This window comes from Streptosporangium sp. NPDC000509 (assembly GCF_042898365.1).
Taxonomy (GTDB): Bacteria; Actinomycetota; Actinomycetes; order Streptosporangiales; family Streptosporangiaceae; genus Streptosporangium.
Window position 1 is genome coordinate 191,510 of the sequence record NZ_JBIAYX010000014.1, and the last position, 15,217, is coordinate 206,726.

Annotated in this window: 12 protein-coding genes and 1 pseudogene; 9 read left to right on the forward strand and 4 right to left on the reverse strand. The window is 70.5% G+C overall.

Annotation, left to right across the window (positions count from 1 at the left end; genetic code table 11):
• Positions 1-10: 10 nt before the first annotated feature.
• Positions 11-817: pseudogene (locus ACFY3D_RS25660) on the forward strand (RNA-guided endonuclease InsQ/TnpB family protein); the annotation flags it as partial.
• 43 nt (positions 818-860) lie between these two features.
• Here ACFY3D_RS25660 and ACFY3D_RS25665 read toward each other — a convergent pair.
• Complete coding sequence (locus tag ACFY3D_RS25665; protein ID WP_389983486.1) at positions 861-1,739, reverse strand: RecB family exonuclease; 879 nt, start codon at positions 1,737-1,739, stop codon at positions 861-863.
• Positions 1,740-1,908: 169 nt separating this feature from the next.
• Between ACFY3D_RS25665 and ACFY3D_RS25670 the strand changes: the two genes are divergently transcribed.
• The 4 genes from ACFY3D_RS25670 to ACFY3D_RS25685 all read left to right on the forward strand — a co-directional run bounded on the left by ACFY3D_RS25670 (position 1,909) and on the right by ACFY3D_RS25685 (position 6,609).
• Positions 1,909-2,997, forward strand: a complete 1,089-nt coding sequence (locus tag ACFY3D_RS25670; RefSeq protein WP_389983680.1) for a site-2 protease family protein — start codon at positions 1,909-1,911, stop codon at positions 2,995-2,997.
• 160 nt (positions 2,998-3,157) lie between these two features.
• A complete protein-coding gene (locus tag ACFY3D_RS25675; RefSeq protein WP_389983489.1) occupies positions 3,158-4,693 on the forward strand; it encodes a hypothetical protein in 1,536 nt (511 codons plus the stop codon).
• Positions 4,694-4,705: 12 nt separating this feature from the next.
• A complete protein-coding gene (locus ACFY3D_RS25680; protein WP_350947659.1) occupies positions 4,706-5,140 on the forward strand; it encodes a hypothetical protein in 435 nt (144 codons plus the stop codon).
• On the forward strand, positions 5,137-6,609 hold the full coding sequence (locus tag ACFY3D_RS25685) for an FHA domain-containing protein (RefSeq protein WP_389983492.1): 1,473 nt from the start codon (positions 5,137-5,139) through the stop codon (positions 6,607-6,609). Before ACFY3D_RS25680 ends, ACFY3D_RS25685 begins: the two co-directional genes overlap by 4 nt.
• A 123-nt stretch (positions 6,610-6,732) precedes the next feature.
• Here ACFY3D_RS25685 and ACFY3D_RS25690 read toward each other — a convergent pair whose 3' ends face one another.
• Positions 6,733-8,745, reverse strand: a complete 2,013-nt coding sequence (locus ACFY3D_RS25690) for a cation:proton antiporter (RefSeq protein ID WP_389983683.1) — start codon at positions 8,743-8,745, stop codon at positions 6,733-6,735.
• Positions 8,746-8,865: 120 nt separating this feature from the next.
• On the opposite strand from ACFY3D_RS25690, the gene ACFY3D_RS25695 reads away from it, so the two are divergent.
• Entirely contained in the window at positions 8,866-9,654 is a 789-nt protein-coding gene (locus tag ACFY3D_RS25695; protein WP_362897256.1) for a serine/threonine-protein kinase, read from the forward strand.
• Positions 9,655-9,815: 161 nt separating this feature from the next.
• Here ACFY3D_RS25695 and ACFY3D_RS25700 read toward each other — a convergent pair whose 3' ends face one another.
• Entirely contained in the window at positions 9,816-10,415 is a 600-nt protein-coding gene (locus ACFY3D_RS25700; protein ID WP_389983495.1) for a TetR/AcrR family transcriptional regulator, read from the reverse strand.
• An 83-nt stretch (positions 10,416-10,498) separates the two neighbouring features.
• Between ACFY3D_RS25700 and ACFY3D_RS25705 the strand changes: the two genes are divergently transcribed.
• Positions 10,499-11,422, forward strand: a complete 924-nt coding sequence (locus tag ACFY3D_RS25705) for a PfkB family carbohydrate kinase (protein WP_350947655.1) — start codon at positions 10,499-10,501, stop codon at positions 11,420-11,422.
• Positions 11,423-11,524: 102 nt separating this feature from the next.
• A complete protein-coding gene (locus tag ACFY3D_RS25710) occupies positions 11,525-12,748 on the forward strand; it encodes an aminotransferase class III-fold pyridoxal phosphate-dependent enzyme (RefSeq protein WP_389983498.1) in 1,224 nt (407 codons plus the stop codon).
• 168 nt (positions 12,749-12,916) lie between these two features.
• Here ACFY3D_RS25710 and ACFY3D_RS25715 read toward each other — a convergent pair whose 3' ends face one another.
• The gene (locus tag ACFY3D_RS25715; RefSeq protein ID WP_389983500.1) at positions 12,917-14,008 is read right to left on the reverse strand and encodes a GNAT family N-acetyltransferase; all 1,092 of its coding nucleotides are present in this window, start codon (positions 14,006-14,008) and stop codon (positions 12,917-12,919) included.
• Positions 14,009-14,221: 213 nt separating this feature from the next.
• Between ACFY3D_RS25715 and ACFY3D_RS25720 the strand changes: the two genes are divergently transcribed.
• The gene (locus ACFY3D_RS25720) at positions 14,222-15,100 is read left to right on the forward strand and encodes a tRNA (adenine-N1)-methyltransferase (RefSeq protein ID WP_350948291.1); all 879 of its coding nucleotides are present in this window, start codon (positions 14,222-14,224) and stop codon (positions 15,098-15,100) included.
• The last annotated feature ends 117 nt before the right edge of the window (positions 15,101-15,217 follow it).

Here is a 15,217-nt window from a genome sequence, read left to right on the forward strand (position 1 = left end):
CCCGATGCCGCGCTGGTCGCGTTCGCTGCCGTCGGAGCCCTCGTCGGTGACGGTGATCAAGGACGCGGGCGGGCGGTACTTCGCCTCCTTCGCGGTCGAGACCGGTGACGAGCCGCTGCCCGAGACGGCGTCCGAGGTCGGCGTCGATTTGGGGCTCACTCATTTCGCGGTGCTGTCGGACGGCCGGAAGATCGACAACCCGCGTCTCCTGCGCCGGGCGGCGAAGAGGCTCCGTAAGGCGCAAAAGGCCCTCAGCTGTACGGCGAAGGGGTCGAACAACCGTAGCAAGGCCGTCGTCAAGGTCGCCCGCGCGCACGCCCGGGTGGCGGATGCGCGCCGGGACTTCGCCCACCAGCTCTCCACCCAGTTGATCGGTGACAACCAAGCCGTTTACGTGGAGGATCTTGCGGTGTCGGGCCTGGCGCGCACCCGGCTGGCCAGGTCGGTGCATGACGCGGGCTGGTCGCAGTTCGTGGCCATGCTGGAGTACAAGGCGAAGCGGTACGGGCGGACCTTCGCCAAGATCGATCGGTGGTTTCCGTCTTCCAAGCGGTGCTCGGAGTGCGGGATCGTCGCCACCGCACTGCCTTTGGGCGTCCGGGAATGGGAGTGCGCCTGTGGCGCGGTCCATGATCGCGACGTCAACGCCGCACGCAACATCCTGGCCGAGGGCCGACGGACCGTCGCCGCTGGACGGAAACCCGCCGCTGGGAGGCGGCGGGAGGCGGAGACGTTAAACGCCTGTGGAGGTGACGTAAGACCACCGCTCGCGGTGGCGGACGCCGATGAAGCAGGTAGCCACAGAGGTGCCGCATGACGCGGCACGGACTGGATCCCCGGCCTTCAGGCCGGGGAGCGCGTCAAAGCTCGTCGGTGGCCGCTCTCGCGATCTTGGCGGACCGCCGGTTGCTGCGCACGGTGTCGCCCGGCTGCCGCTCGGGGACGGGCGGGGGAGTGCCGCCGAACTCCGGGCACAGGTCCTTGTAACTGCACCAGTCGCACAACCTGCTGGGCCTGGAGCGCCACTCGCCGGTCTCCAGCGCGCGCTCGATCGCCTGCCACAGGGCCTGGACCTTGCGCTCGGTGGCCAGCAGGTCGGCTTCGTCGGGGGTGTAGCGCAGGACCTCACCGCCGCCCCCGAGGTACATCAGCTGGAGCATGCGGGGCACCGAGCCGCGCAACCGCCACAGGACCAGCGCGTAGAACTTCATCTGGAACAGCGCCTTGGCCTCGAAGGCGGGACCCGGGGCGCTGCCGGTCTTGTAGTCGACGACGCGGACCTCACCGGTGGGCGCCACGTCCAGCCGGTCGATGTAACCCCGCAGCATCAGACCGCTGCCGAGCACCGCCTCCACGTAGAGTTCCCGCTCCGCGGGCTCCAGACAGGTGGGGTCCTCAAGGGCGAAGTAACGCTCCAGCATGACGCGGGCCTGGGCCAGCCACTCGGCGCGGTCGTCGTCGCCGGTGAACATCCCGGCATAGGAGGGGTCCTCCTGCTGGAGCCTGTGCCATTGGGGCTCCAGCAGGTCGTGGGCCGCGGAGATCGTGCGCTGCGGGGCGGGAAGGTCGTACAGGCGTTCCAGCACCGAGTGGACCATCGTGCCCCGCACCGCGGCGGGCGACGGCGGCTCGGGAAGCCGGTCGATCACCCGGAAGCGGTAGAGCAGCGGGCACGTCATGAAGTCACCCGCGCGCGACGGCGACAGGGCTCCGACGATCGTGGGCTCGGTCGGTGACATGACCGCACTGTAGGTCACGGTGACGACAGTTTGTGCCCGAGGTGCCCCCGTGGCGCCTACCGGAGGCCCGATGGCGCGTACCATCGAGGACTGAGGGTGGATTGAACAAGGAAATGGTGAAGCAGCGGTGAGCAGCGACAGCCCACGCCAGGACAATCCAGGGCTGCTGATGGGCCGCCCGTTCGGCATCCCGATCTACGTCTCGCCGACCTGGTTCATCGTGGCGGCGTTCATCACCTACTCGTTCCAGAGCGTGGTGGCCTATCGGCTGCCCGATCTGAGCATCCCGCTCACCTATGTCGTCGCGTTCGTCTTCGCGGTGCTGCTGTACGTCTCGGTGCTCCTGCACGAGCTGGCGCACTGCGTGGTGGCCAGGATGTACGGCCTGCCGGTACGGCGCATCACGCTCTACCTGCTCGGCGGCGTCTCGGAGATCGAGCGCGAGCCGGAGACCCCGGGCAGGGAGTTCATGGTGGCCTTCGCCGGGCCGCTGCTCTCGCTCGGGCTGGCCGCGATCGGATTCGCCGCCTCCTACGTCATCGACCCCGGCACGATCGCCGGCGTCCTGGTCTTCCAGCTCTGGCTCGCCAACCTGATGGTCGGGATCTTCAACCTGCTCCCGGGGCTGCCGCTCGACGGCGGGCGCATGCTGCGGGCGGGCGTCTGGAAGATCACCCGTAAGCCGCTCTCCGGCACGGTCGCGGCGGCCTGGGCGGGCCGGGTGCTGGCCGTCGCCCTGGTCGTACTGCCCGTCGGGCTGACGCTGGTGGCCGGGCAGGAACCGGGCATGATGCTCATCTGGTCGCTGTTGCTCGCCGCCTTCATCTGGTTCGGCGCCACCCAGTCGCTGCGCGGCGCCCGCGTGCGGGCCCGGATCCCCGAGGTCAACGCCCGCGCCCTCGCCAGGCGGGCCATCGCGGTGACCGGCGACGTGCCGCTGGCCGAGGCCCTGCGGCGGGCCGCGGAGGCACAGGCGGGGGCGATGGTGGTGGTCGACCACGAGGGTCGTCCCACGGGTATCGTGAACGAGGTCGCGGTGGAGTCCACCCCGGAGAGCCGCCGCCCCTGGGTGACGGCGGGTTCGCTCGCGCGCAGCCTGGAGCCGTCGCTGGTGCTGGCCGCGGATCTGGAGGGCGAACCGCTGATCGACGCCATGCGCGAAGCCCCGGCCGGGGAGTATCTCCTGGTGGAGCGGGGCGGCGAGATCTTCGGCGTGCTCGCGACCTCGGACGTGAACCGCGTGTTCAGCGGGGTTTAAGCGAACCACAGGTGATTTACAGGCGTCTCACTGGATACTCGCCGAAGACAGCGGATGGCAGGAGAGAAACGTGCCTGTTCGTCCCACTCGTCTTCGGCTCTCACCAGGACTAGGGTTTTGGCCAGCGAATGGGCTGGCCACGTAGCTTAAGGGACGTCAATTGGCACCCCCCCAAACACCGGCGCCTGCCGGTGATCTGACGCCGGATCTTCTCGGCGCCCCCGAATGGACCGACCAGATGGTCGCGGCCGCGGGCATCCCCATGTACGACATCCCCTTCCTCACGGTCGGTGGTGGCATGGGATCCTTTGTGACGCTCGACTACCTCAGGATCTACGGCGTTCCCACCTCGCAGATGCGGGTGGTGTCCAACATCGACCATCCGTGGCAGACCTACGAGTTCCTCACCAGATGCTCGCAGATCCCCCGGGGTGAGCGGATCCGCTCCGACTCCTCCTCCCGCCCGGACAACCTGTGGGGTTTCCCCTCCTACGCCCTGGAAGAGGCGTGGAAGGAGAAGAAGCCGTCATACCTGTGGCAGATCCTCACCGAGCCCCTCCTGAACGACTACTGGACCCCACGCGCCGGCACCGTCTTCGAGAACCTCGAACGCGAGGCCAAGCGCATCAACTACTGGGACATGCTGGTCAAGGGGCAGGTGCGGATGGTCCGCCGCAGAGTGGGCGGCGGCTACTTCACCGTGGTCACCCCGCCCGACGGCGCGGCGCCGACCAAGCGCATCATCTTCCGGTCGCGCTTCGTGCACATCGCGATCGGCTACCCGGGCCTGAAGTTCCTGCCGGACCTCCAGGAGTTCCGCACCAAGCACGGTGACTACCAGCGCGTCGTCAACGCCTACGAGCCGCACGAGCAGGTCTACGAGTTCCTGAAGACCCGGCCGGGCACCGTGGTCATCCGCGGTGGCGGCATCGTCGCCTCCCGGGTGCTCCAGCGGCTGTTCGACGACCGGGAGCGACACAACCTGCAGACCCAGGTCATCCACATCTTCCGCACGTTCGTCAGCGGCTCCCACGGGCCGCACATCTGGTCGCGCCGCAAGGGCGGGGACGGCTGGGCCTACCAGGGCTTCAACTATCCCAAGTCGGTGTGGGGCGGCCAGCTCAAGGCGCAGATGCGCAAGCTGGAGGGCGCCGACCGGGCGAGGAAGTACAAGGAGATGGGCGGCACCAACACCCCCTACAGGCGGCGCTGGCAGGAGCAGATGCGGGCGGGCCGCAGCGGCGGCTACTACCACCCCGTGCAGGGCACCGTCGACCGCGTGGAGCAGAGCCACGACGGGCGGCTCGTCAGCTACGTGCGCAGCAGCGACGGCATCGTCCGCGAGCCGGTGTCCGACTACATCATCGACTGCACGGGCCTCGAGGCCGACATCGCCGAGCACCGGATCTTCGCGGACCTGCTCCAGCACGGCGGGGCGTTCCGCAACCCGGTGGGCCGGCTGGAGGTGGAGCGACACTTCGAGGTGAAGGGGACGGCCAACGGCGACGGCGCCCTCTACGCCTCGGGGTCGGCCACACTCGGCGGCTACTTCCCCGGCGTCGACACCTTCCTCGGCCTGCAGATCGCGGCACAGGAGATAGCGGACGACCTGGCGAAGCGGGGATTCGTCAAGAAGATGGGACCGCTACGGTCGACCTCGCAGTGGTTCAAATGGGCCCGCAACTCGCCGGTGTAAGGAGTAGTTCTCGTGGTTCCGACCCTGCTGGGCCGTATTCAGACGCGCCTGCTCATGCTCGCCACCGTCGGCGTGGTCATCACCCTGCTGATCGTTCCACTGCTCCCCGGTTCCGGGCCGCTCTCCGGCCGCTATGTCAACGGCCTCCTGGTCATCGCGGCGGTGGCCGTGCTGGGGGTCGTCTGGGAGCTGATATACCACTTCCTGATGCAGTTCAGATGGGAGAAGGACTGGCCGACCCTCTTCGGCCTGCTGACGCTCGTCCCCGAAGGTCTTGTGCTGTACTTTTTGCTACGGTCCGGTGCGGTTGATTTCATCGATCCGGTCCCACCGGCCGCCTTCTGGACGCATTTCACCGTCGTCTGGGTATGCATCTGGTTGGTGACGAACGGTCCCATGAGGGTGCCGTTCATCCGATGGCGTTTCCGGGGAGGGAGAGTTCTGTGACCGACCAGGGCTTCGGAGTGGTGCGTCCGCTTCCGGGCAACGGGCTGGTGGCCCACGAGGGTGGCCTGCTGCTGGTGTGCGACGCGGCCGAGGCCGTCGTTGAGGATCTGCTGGGAGCGCTGCGGGAGACCGCGGCCTCCGGCGGCGACGGCAGGGCGCTGGCCCGCCGCGTCGCCCAGATCCTCGCCGCCATGATGGGTGAGCCGGTGGCGTGCGCCGTCGCCGGCCCCGTCGGCGGGGGAGTGGCCGTCCTGGTCAGCGGCCCCGCGTTCGCGTCGGTGACCGGCGCGAACGGTGAGATCCAGCTCGCGGGGCGCGACGCGCTCACCTGGTCCGACCGGCTGGTTCCCGGCCCGGTGACCCGGGTGGAGCTGCGCCTGCCCGATGCGGAGGCCGCGCACCCGCTCTCCCGGCTGGACGCCGGGGTGATCGTCGCGGGTGGGGTCTCGTGCGACCCGACCGAACCGGGCGCCGCCCCGCGTGCCGTGCCACGGGCGGAGTCCGCCGCCCCCCAGGGGCAGCACGTCCAGCAGGCACAGCACGCGGCCCCCCGGATGGAGCCCGCGGTCCCCGAGTCCGTCCCGATGTCCGCGCCGCCCGAGCGGTCGGCACCTCCCGCGTGGTCGGCGTCTCCGGAGCCTCCGCCCTACCCCATGGGCCCGGCCGATCCCTACCCGCCGGTCGCCCCGCCCGCGGAGCCGCGGCGCGAGCCGCAGCCGCAGGGGTGGCACTCCGAGCCGATGCCGCAGGGCCCGCTCTCCTCTCCCGGTCACCCGGGTGTGCAGTCCGGCGGTCCCTCCACCGGGCCCGCTCCCGCGGTCGTCCACCACGAGGACATCGACACCGCCATGGCGAGCGGGATCGGCGGCGATCCCGTCGACGTGCGCGACCAGCCGTTCGAGTACGAGTTGCTGACACCCGGGGGAGCGCAGCAGCCGGGAGGCGAACCCTCCGCCGCTCCCGCGCCCGGCTCGGCGGCCGAGCCCGAGGCGCGGCCGCTGGTCTACGGGGTCGACTGCAAGAACGACCATTTCAACGATCCTCGCGTCCCCTACTGCGCGGTCTGTGGCATCGCGCTGGTCCAGCGCACCCTCGTCCCCTACAAGGGGCCGCGCCCGCCGCTGGGGGTGCTGCTCCTGGACGACGGCCTGACGCTGCGGCTCGACACCGACTATCTGGTGGGCCGTGACCCCGAGCGGGCTCCCGAGGTGGCGGACGGCTCGGTGCGCGCGGCCAAGGTCACCAGCCCCGACGGCTCGGTCTCCCGCCGTCACCTGCGGGTGGCGCTGGACGGCTGGGACGTCAACCTGGTCGATCTGGGGTCGGTCAACGGCACCCAGATCCAGCCGCCCGGTGACCCCAACTTCTACGACATCCCGCCGAACGAGCCGGTCGCGATCCTGCCCGGCACCACCGTGCGGATCGGCGTCTCACGCACCATGCGCTACGAGTCGCACCGCAACCGCTGAGGAGCACCCCTCGCCTTCTTCGGTGGCACGGCCGTGGGCCGTGCCGCCGATACGCGTTCAGGGGGGATGTGGTCAGGAGCGGAAGGCGCTCCGAGCCCGGGGGCAGGATCGGCCGGGCAGGTGTCAGGGCTGCGGGATCGGGGCGCGCAGGGCGGAGACGGCCTCGGCCCAGTCGACAGGGTCGGGGTCCTGCTCGGCGCGAACCAGTAGATGAACGTCTTGGGGGGCGTTCGCCGTGTCTGCGGCGACGACCAGCGCGCCCTCGGGGACCGGGCCCGAGGTGGCCTCCACCCCGAGCTTGGCCAGTCGCTGGGCCAGCGCCGAGGCCCGGTTCCCTCCGGTGACGACGAGGGGACGCCCCCGCAGTGTCGCGAGGCCGAGCGCCACGTGGGCGGCGGCGTCGCCATCCGAGCCGTGGTGCACCGCCACCGCCACCGGCTCTGAGCCAGGCCCGGCCTGCTCGAACATGGACGGCGGCACGGGCATGGCCACGGTCACCACGCGGCAGGTGGCGCCGTCGCGCACATCGGCGTAGCCGGGGATGTCGGCGGGCAGCACCAGCAGGTCAGGATGGGCGCCGGAGACCAGCCCCGGCAGCTCGCCCGCCACGTCCGCGCTGAACCGGCTCACCACCCTGCTGTCCGAGCCGCGCTCGCGGGCCGTGGTGGCCAGTGTCTCCAGCTCGTGAAGGGTCTCGGCCAGCTCGGCCAGCTCCGAGGAGAGGCCGCTGCCGACCTCCAGGCGTCCCGAGGGGTAGGGACGCAGGTGGCCCAGGACCATCTCGGATGGGGTCGACGGGGACGTCGAGAGTGCCAGGGCGGTGGCCAGGCCGACGAGCGGGGCCTGCTCGGCGGGGGGATCGGGTACGACCACCAGCACCCGGTGGGCGGCGGTCACCCCCAGGGCGGCGCGCTCGGCGTCGGCGATGTCGCGGGCCACCCGCCTGTCAGGGTAGAGCCTGCGCACCAGCGGACCGGTCATCGCGGTCGTGACGAGGGCCATGACCACCATCAGCGAGTACAGCTCGTCGTCGAGCACGCCCTTCTGCAGGCCGACGGTGAGGATGACGATCTCGGTGAGTCCTCGCGTGTTGAGCAGGGCCGCGAGCGTCCAGGACTGCCGTCCGGGCAGTCGCTGCGTCCGGGCCGCGGCGTAGGAGCCGAGCAGCTTGCCGCCGATCGCGACGGCCAGGATCGCGGCGAGCGTGCCGAGACTGGACAGGTCGAGCTCGCGCAGGTTGACGTTGAGCCCCGCCACCACGAAGAACATCGGCAACAGCAGCAGCACGGCGAGCTGCTCCAGCCGTTCCAGGATCTCGTGGTTGAGCCGCTCGGCTCCCTCACGGGGCATCACCGCGCCGAACACGAACGCCCCGAAGATGAAGTGGACGTGCATCCACTCGGTGGCCCAGGCCGACCCGATCAGGCCGATGAGCACCAGCGAGAGCAGTCCGGGCGTGAGCCGCCCGGCCTTCTCGTACGCGGGCACCAGGCGGGCCAGCAGGGGCTTGACCACCAGGAACATCACCAGTGCGTACGGCAGGGCGAGCAGGACCTTCCACTGCCCTTCGGCCTCTCCCGCCCCGGCGATGCCCACGACCACCGCCAGAGCGGTCCAGGCGAGCACGTCGATGACGGCCGCGGAGGCGAGGGCGAGGCCGCCGAGCGTGATGCGCTGCATTCCCCGGTCGGTGAGGATCCTGGCCAGCACGGGGAACGCGGTGGCGGACATCGCCGCCCCCATGAACAGCACGAACGGCAGCGTCCTGTCGCGGCCCACGTGCTCGCCCGCGATGCTGAGCGCGAGCACGCACCCCAGGACGAAGGGCACCACGGTCGAGCCGAGCGCCACGGTCACCGCGATCCGGCCCTTGCCCCTGACCAGCTTCTGGTCCAGCTCCAGGCCGACGACGAACATGAACAGCACGAGGCCGACGTTGGCCAGCGCCTGCAGCGGGGGCCGCATCTCCGGCCCGAACAGCTGGTCACCGATGAGGGGGCCCAGCAGCGTGGGGCCCAGCAGGATGCCCGCCACGATCTCGCCGATGACCGGGGGTTGGCCGAGCTTTCTGGCCAGTGCTCCGAACAGCCGGGCCGCCGCCAGGACGATGACGAGGTCGAGCAGGAGCAGATCCATGTGCAGCACTTGCGAGCACGCTTTCCGTATGCAAAGAAAAGCCCCGAGAATGTCGAAGGCGACGTTACCGTGTGGGGGATGTCGCCGCGAACGTCGCGCAGGTATGGAGGGAGACCGTTGGTGGAAGGCATCGCCGATTACGAGTTCGTCCGGTCACTGGGGGCGGGCAACCACGGCGAGTTCTACTTGGCGAAGAGGCCGGAACGGTTGCCCGTCGAGGCGGACCTGGTCGCGGTGAAGGTGGTGGGCGGCACCGGGAGCGACGCGTTCCGCCGCGCCACGAGGGAGTTGAAGGCGTTCGCCGCGGTGCGTTCCCCGTACCTTGTTCGGCTCTACGACGCCGGCCAGCAGGGCGGGGTGTTCTACTACTCGATGGAATACCTGCCGGGTGGCTCGCTGGCGCGTCCCGCGGAGCGTCCCTCGCGTGAGCGGGTGCTGCGCGCGGTCGCCTGCGTGTCCCACGCGGCGCAGGCGCTGCACGAGGAGGGCATCGTTCACCGCGACATCCGTCCCGGCAACGTGCTGCTCACCGAGGACGGTGGCAAGCTCTCCGACCTCGGCCTGTCGCAGGTGCTGATGCCTGGTGCGACGGTGACCGGGATGGGGGACATCGGCTCGGTGGAGTTCACCGACCCCACGCTGTTGCAGGGGGAGACCCCCACCCCCGGGGGCGATGTGTGGTCGCTGGGCGCGACACTGCACTGGGCGGTGAGCGGCAACGGTCTTTACGGGGAGCTGCCCACCCACGACCCGCTGCTCACCCTGCGCAAGGTGTACAGCACGACGCCGTCGATCCACCCGAGCCTGGAACCGGAGCTGTCGGACCTGGTCCAGGCGTGTCTTGGCGACGCGGCCAAGCGGCCCACCGCCAGGGGAGTGGCCGACCGGCTCTACGCCCTGCTGGCCTGAGAGTCCCGCGGCCTTGGGAGGTCCCCGCCGGTCCGGGACGCTCCGCGGGTGCCGGCCCCTGAGGGTTCCGGGCCGGTGGCTGTCCGGCCGCCCGGCGCGTTCTCCGGCGAGCGCGGGGTGCCTCGTCCGAGGATCGGGCAGGACCGTGAGGCCGTGCGGGCCTACCCGCCGGTGGGACGGAGGCGGTCGAGCTCGGCGTCGAGCATCCGTTCCAGGCGCGCGGCGTCGAGCCTGTCGGGATAGAGCAGGTGGTGCGCGCTCAGTCCGTCGACGAGGGCGAGCAGCCGCTCGGTGACGTCGTCGAGGTCGTCGGCGGTGGTGATCTCTCCGTCGGCGGCCGCCGCGCCGAGCAGGCTGCGTACCAGGTAGCGCAGTTCCTCGGCCTCGGCGCGCTGCGTCTCCAGCATCGCCGGGCTGGTCAGGCTGCGGCTCCAGAAGCCGATCTCCAGCCCGCTCTCGCGGGCGCGCTCGTCGTCCAGCGGGAGATTGTCGAGGAGGAGTTCGCGTAGCGCGGCCAGGCCGGTGAGACCGGTCAGTTTGCCGCGCAGGCGTTCCACGATGCGTCGGTGCGAGGAGCGCAGCGCCGACAGCATGATGTCGTCCTTGTCGGTGAAGTAGTGGGTGAGCACGCCGTTGGAGTAACCGGCCTCCCTGGCGATGGCCCGGGTCGTGGCGGCCTCGATGCCCTCGCGCAGGATGACGCGGCGCGCGGCCTCCACGACCTCCTCGCGGCGCTCGCCGTGATTGACGATCTTCGGCACCTCGCTCCTCCCTGAACGGATTCGTTGACATTTTAGTCGGTCGCCCGTCTATTATCCGCTGAAGAACATGAGGAGGACTCGATATGACCGTCGTCACCCTCGGTGCGCACATCGTGGACGTGCTCGCCAGACCGGTGGAGTCGATCCCCGCCGGCCAGGACACCCACCTGCTGGAGCAGATCCGTGTCACCGCCGCGGGCGCCGCCGCCGCGACCGCCGTCGACCTGGCCGCGCTCGGCGTCCCGGTGGCCTCGGTGGGGGCGATCGGGGACGACGAGCTCGGCGACCTGCTCGTCATGATGATGGGGCGGCGCGGGGTCGACGTGACCGGGATCGTCCGCAGGCAGGGGGAGCAGACCGCCGCCTCGATCCTGCCGATCCGCCCCGACGGCGGGCGCCCGTCCTTCCACGTTCCCGGCGCGAACCTGGGGCTGTCCACCGCAGACGTCGCCCGTGAGACCGTCCTCGGCGCGCGGGTCGTGCACCTGGGCGGCATGGACGTCACCTGGGGCCTGTACGACCCCGCGTTCTTCGCGCTGCTGGACGAGGCGCGAGCGGCGGGCACGATCGTCACCATGGACCTGCTGTCCAACATGCCGGATCTCATGCAGGGGGTCCGCGTCTTCCTTCCTCACGTCGACTACCTCCTGCCCAACGAGGAGCAGGCACTGCTGATGAGCGGCGCCGGTGAGGCGGGGGATGTGGAGGAGGCCGCGAACGCACTACTGGCGCAGGGGGCCTCGGCCGTCCTGGTCACGCTCGGCGCGGACGGGAGCCTGATCGCCGACGCGAAGGGCGTCACCCGCGTTCCCGCCCTCGACGTCCCCGTGGTCGACACCACCGGCTGCGGCGACGCCTACTGTGCCGGGTTCGTCGCGGGTCTGGTCGACGGCCGTGACGTGGCCGGTGCCGCGCGGCTCGGCACCGCGCTGGCCGCCCGGGTCGCCGGGGGCCTGGGCTCGGACGCGGGTCTGGACGGTGCGAGGGAGCTACGGGACGAGAAGTGACCCCGTCGTTCACGCACCCCGGCCCTGACCGTACGGACGGCGGGGTTCGGCCGCGGAGCCGCCGAACCCATCCAGACATGACCAGAGACGAAAGGACGGCGCATGTCCATCGACGCCAAACTCAGGGAGCGGGCCGCCAAGGTCGTCCCCGGCGGCATGTACGGCCATCTCAACGCGGCCCTGCACGGTCCCGCCTACCCGCAGTTCTTCGTCGGGGGAGAAGGATGCCGCCAACGCGACGCCGACGGACGTGAGTACGTCGATCTCATGTGCTCGTGGGGACCCGTCGTGCTCGGTCACCGTCATCCCGCCGTCGAGGACGCCGTCGCCGCACAGCTCGCCGCGGGCGACTGCCTCAACGGTCCCGGTCCCGTCTACGTGGAGCTCGCCGAGCTGCTGGTGGAGACCGTCCCGCAGGCCGACTGGGTGATGTTCTCCAAGAACGGCACCGACGCCACCACCCAGGCACTGATGGTCGCCCGCGCCGCCACCGGCAGGACCAAGGTCCTCATGGCGCACGGCGCCTATCACGGGGCCGACCCGTGGTGCACGCCCAGCCCGGCGGGGACCACCCCCAACGAGCGTGCCGACCTGGTCGAGTTCACCTACAACGACCTCGCCAGTGTCGAGGCCGCCGCGGCCCAGGCGGAGGGCGACGTCGCCGCGATCATCGTGACGCCGTTCAAGCACGACTCGTTCGAGGACCAGGAACTCGTCGCCGCGGAGTTCGCCCGAGGGGTGCGGGCCCTGGCCGACCGGATCGGGGCCGCTCTGGTGATCGACGACGTGCGCGGGGGCTGGCGGATCGACCTGGGCGGTTCCTGGGAACCCCTGGGCGTGCGCCCCGATCTGTACGCCTTCAGCAAGGCCATGGCCAACGGCCACCCGATCGCCGCGGTCACCGGTGTGGACTCCCTGCGCGGGCCCGCCCAGACGCTCTACTCCACCGGCTCCTTCTGGTTCAACGCCGCCCCGATGGCCGCGGCCAAGGCCACGATCGAGACGTTGCGCGCCATCGACGGCATCGCCCTGATGGAGCGCGCGGGCACCCGCCTGCGCGAGGGCCTGGCCGCCCAGGCGGCCTCCCACGGCTTCACGGTCAACCAGACGGGGCCGGTGCAGATCCCGTGGCTCTCCTTCGAGGGCGACGCGACGCTGGACAAGGGCATGTTCTGGGCCGCGGCCTGCCTGGAGGAGGGGGTCTACCTCCACCCGTGGCACAACTGGTTCCTGTCCGCGGCCCACACCGACGCCGACATCGATCGGGCACTCCAGGGCACCGACGCCGCCTACGCCAAGCTCAGGGCGCGCTTCGGCGCCGACTGAGACCCGGCCGGGGCCTTCCCGAGGAGCCGGATGTTTGGGATCGCCCGCGACCTCCGGGGCGGTGCACGGTCGGTGCCGAGAGTCGCGGGCGTGGCGATCCGGCCCCGATCGACCCGCGGCGGACGATCACCGCGGGTCGATCGGGGCCGGCGCCGGGCGTCGTCCGGGCTAGCGCCGGACGTCGTCTCGCAGGCGAGACCACTGCAGGTCGTCCAGGCGTGTGCCGTCCGGGCCGGGCAGCATCCCGCGCAGCAGCGCCTCGCGGGTGAAGCCCGCGCGCTCCAGCACGCGGTGCGAGGCGACGTTGCCGGGAGAGGTGCCCGCGATGACCCTGGCCAGGGGGGTGTGCTCGAAGACCCAGCCGACCAGCAGGTTCACCGCCCTGGTGGCGAAGCCCCTGCCACGGAACTCCGGTCGCAGGCTGTAGCCCGTCATCGCCTGCCCCAGCGGGGGGATCACCCCGGTGAGCTGGATGTCCCCGGCGAACGCGCCCGTCGCGGCGTCCAGGATCGCGACCTCGGCGCCTCTGCCCGCCAGCCAGTTCGCGCCCGCGGTACGGCAGCGCTCCTCGACCTTCTCGAAGGTGGAGGGTTCGGAAGGGACGCTGTACCTCACGACGTCGGGAAGGTTCCGCAGCGCCAGGTAGTCGGCGGTGTCGGAGACGGTGAGCCGCCTGAGCCGTACCACCCCGTCGGTGAGCGATCCGCCGGGGAACTCCGGCAGCAGGGGCGGCACGCGCTCGCCGGAGTCGCCGCGCAGGCGCGCGAAGCCCACCAGGTCGTGCCGGGTGCCGTCACGCTGCTCCTCGGCCCCGCGCCGCACGCCCTCGTGGTGGAACCCCGCGGCGAGGGCGACCCGCTGGCTGGCCAGATTCTCCACGTTGGCGAGCAGTTCGACGCGCTCGACCCCGTGGCGGAACCCCCACGCGGTCAGCGCGGCGGTGGCGGCCGTGGCCACCCCGCGGCCCCGCGCCCACGGGGCGACCAGGTAGCCGATCTCGATGCCCCCGCGAGGACGGGCCATGAGGCCGATGTTGCCCAGCCACTCGCCCGTCGCCGCGTCCGCGATCGCGAACGGGGCACCTCCTGTCTGCCACTCCTGGTGGCACCGCTCCATGTACTGGAGTGCGTCGTCCCGGGTGTACGGCACGGGGACGAGAGGGAGGAAGCGGACGATCTCCGGGTCGGCGCAGGCCCGGGTGATCGCCTCGGCGTCGGCCGGGGCGAGCGGCCTCAGGACAACGGGGCCGGCCGGAATCACATCATGGGAAAACACCCCATAACAGCTACCAGGTGTCCTCTTATGACGGCGAATCAATTTGTGGACGACCTACGCCCCCTCCGCCCTGCCCGCTCCCTTCTCCGATCTCTCCCGTCTCGCCCTCCCGGCGCCTCGGGGTTCGCACCCGCCCTGCCCGGGGGCCGTGTTCCGGACCGTCCGAGGACACCGTCGCGCGCCGATAACCTTGCGGTCATGGGTTTTCGCAGGCATGGGCCGTTTCAGGCCGGGGATCAGGTTCAGCTCACCGACCCCAAGAACAAGCGTCACACGGTGACGTTGAAGGAAGACGGCGTGTTCCACACGCACAAGGGCGGGATCCCGCACAGTGAGCTGATCGGCCGGCCTGAGGGCTCGGTGGTGCGTTCGTCCGGCGGCACCCAGTATCTGGCCTTCAGGCACCTTCTTCAGGACTACACGCTGTCCATGCCGCGAGGCGCGGCGGTGATCTATCCCAAGGACTCGGCCCAGATCGTGGCCATGGCCGACATCTTCCCCGGTGCCCGGGTGGTGGAGGCGGGTGTCGGTTCCGGCGCGCTCACCTGTTTCCTGCTGCGCGCCATCGGCTCCGAGGGCACCCTCACCTCCTACGAGCGGCGTCAGGACTTCGCCGAGGTCGCCACCAAGAACGTGGAGAAGTTCTACGGCGGTCCGATGAAGCAGTGGCGCCTGGTGGTCGGCGACTTCGTCGAGGCTCTGGACGAGAGCGACGTCGACCGGATCATCCTGGACATGCTCGCCCCGTGGGAATGTGTGGACGCCGCGGCCCGGGCACTCACGCCCGGCGGCGTGATCTGCTGTTATGTCGCGACCACGACCCAGCTCTCACGTACGGTCGAAACTCTGCGGGAGCACGGGAGTTTCACGGAGCCCCATGCGTGGGAGACCCTGGTTCGTGACTGGCATGTCGAGGGACTGGCCGTGCGGCCCGACCACAGGATGGTCGGCCACACCGGGTTTCTGGTCACGGCCCGTCGCATGGCCGACGGGGTGACGCCACCACCTCGACGTAGACGTCCGGCGAAGGGGGCACATGGCGAGGAGTCCGCGACTTCCACGTCTTCCGCCACATGATGACGATTCGGCCACGACGGTCCATCTGAGCGTGACACGGGAGCAGACCTTCGTGTTCTTATACTTCTAGGACTAAAACCCCCAAAAGGGATTAATTACCACGCACTTAATGTAGTC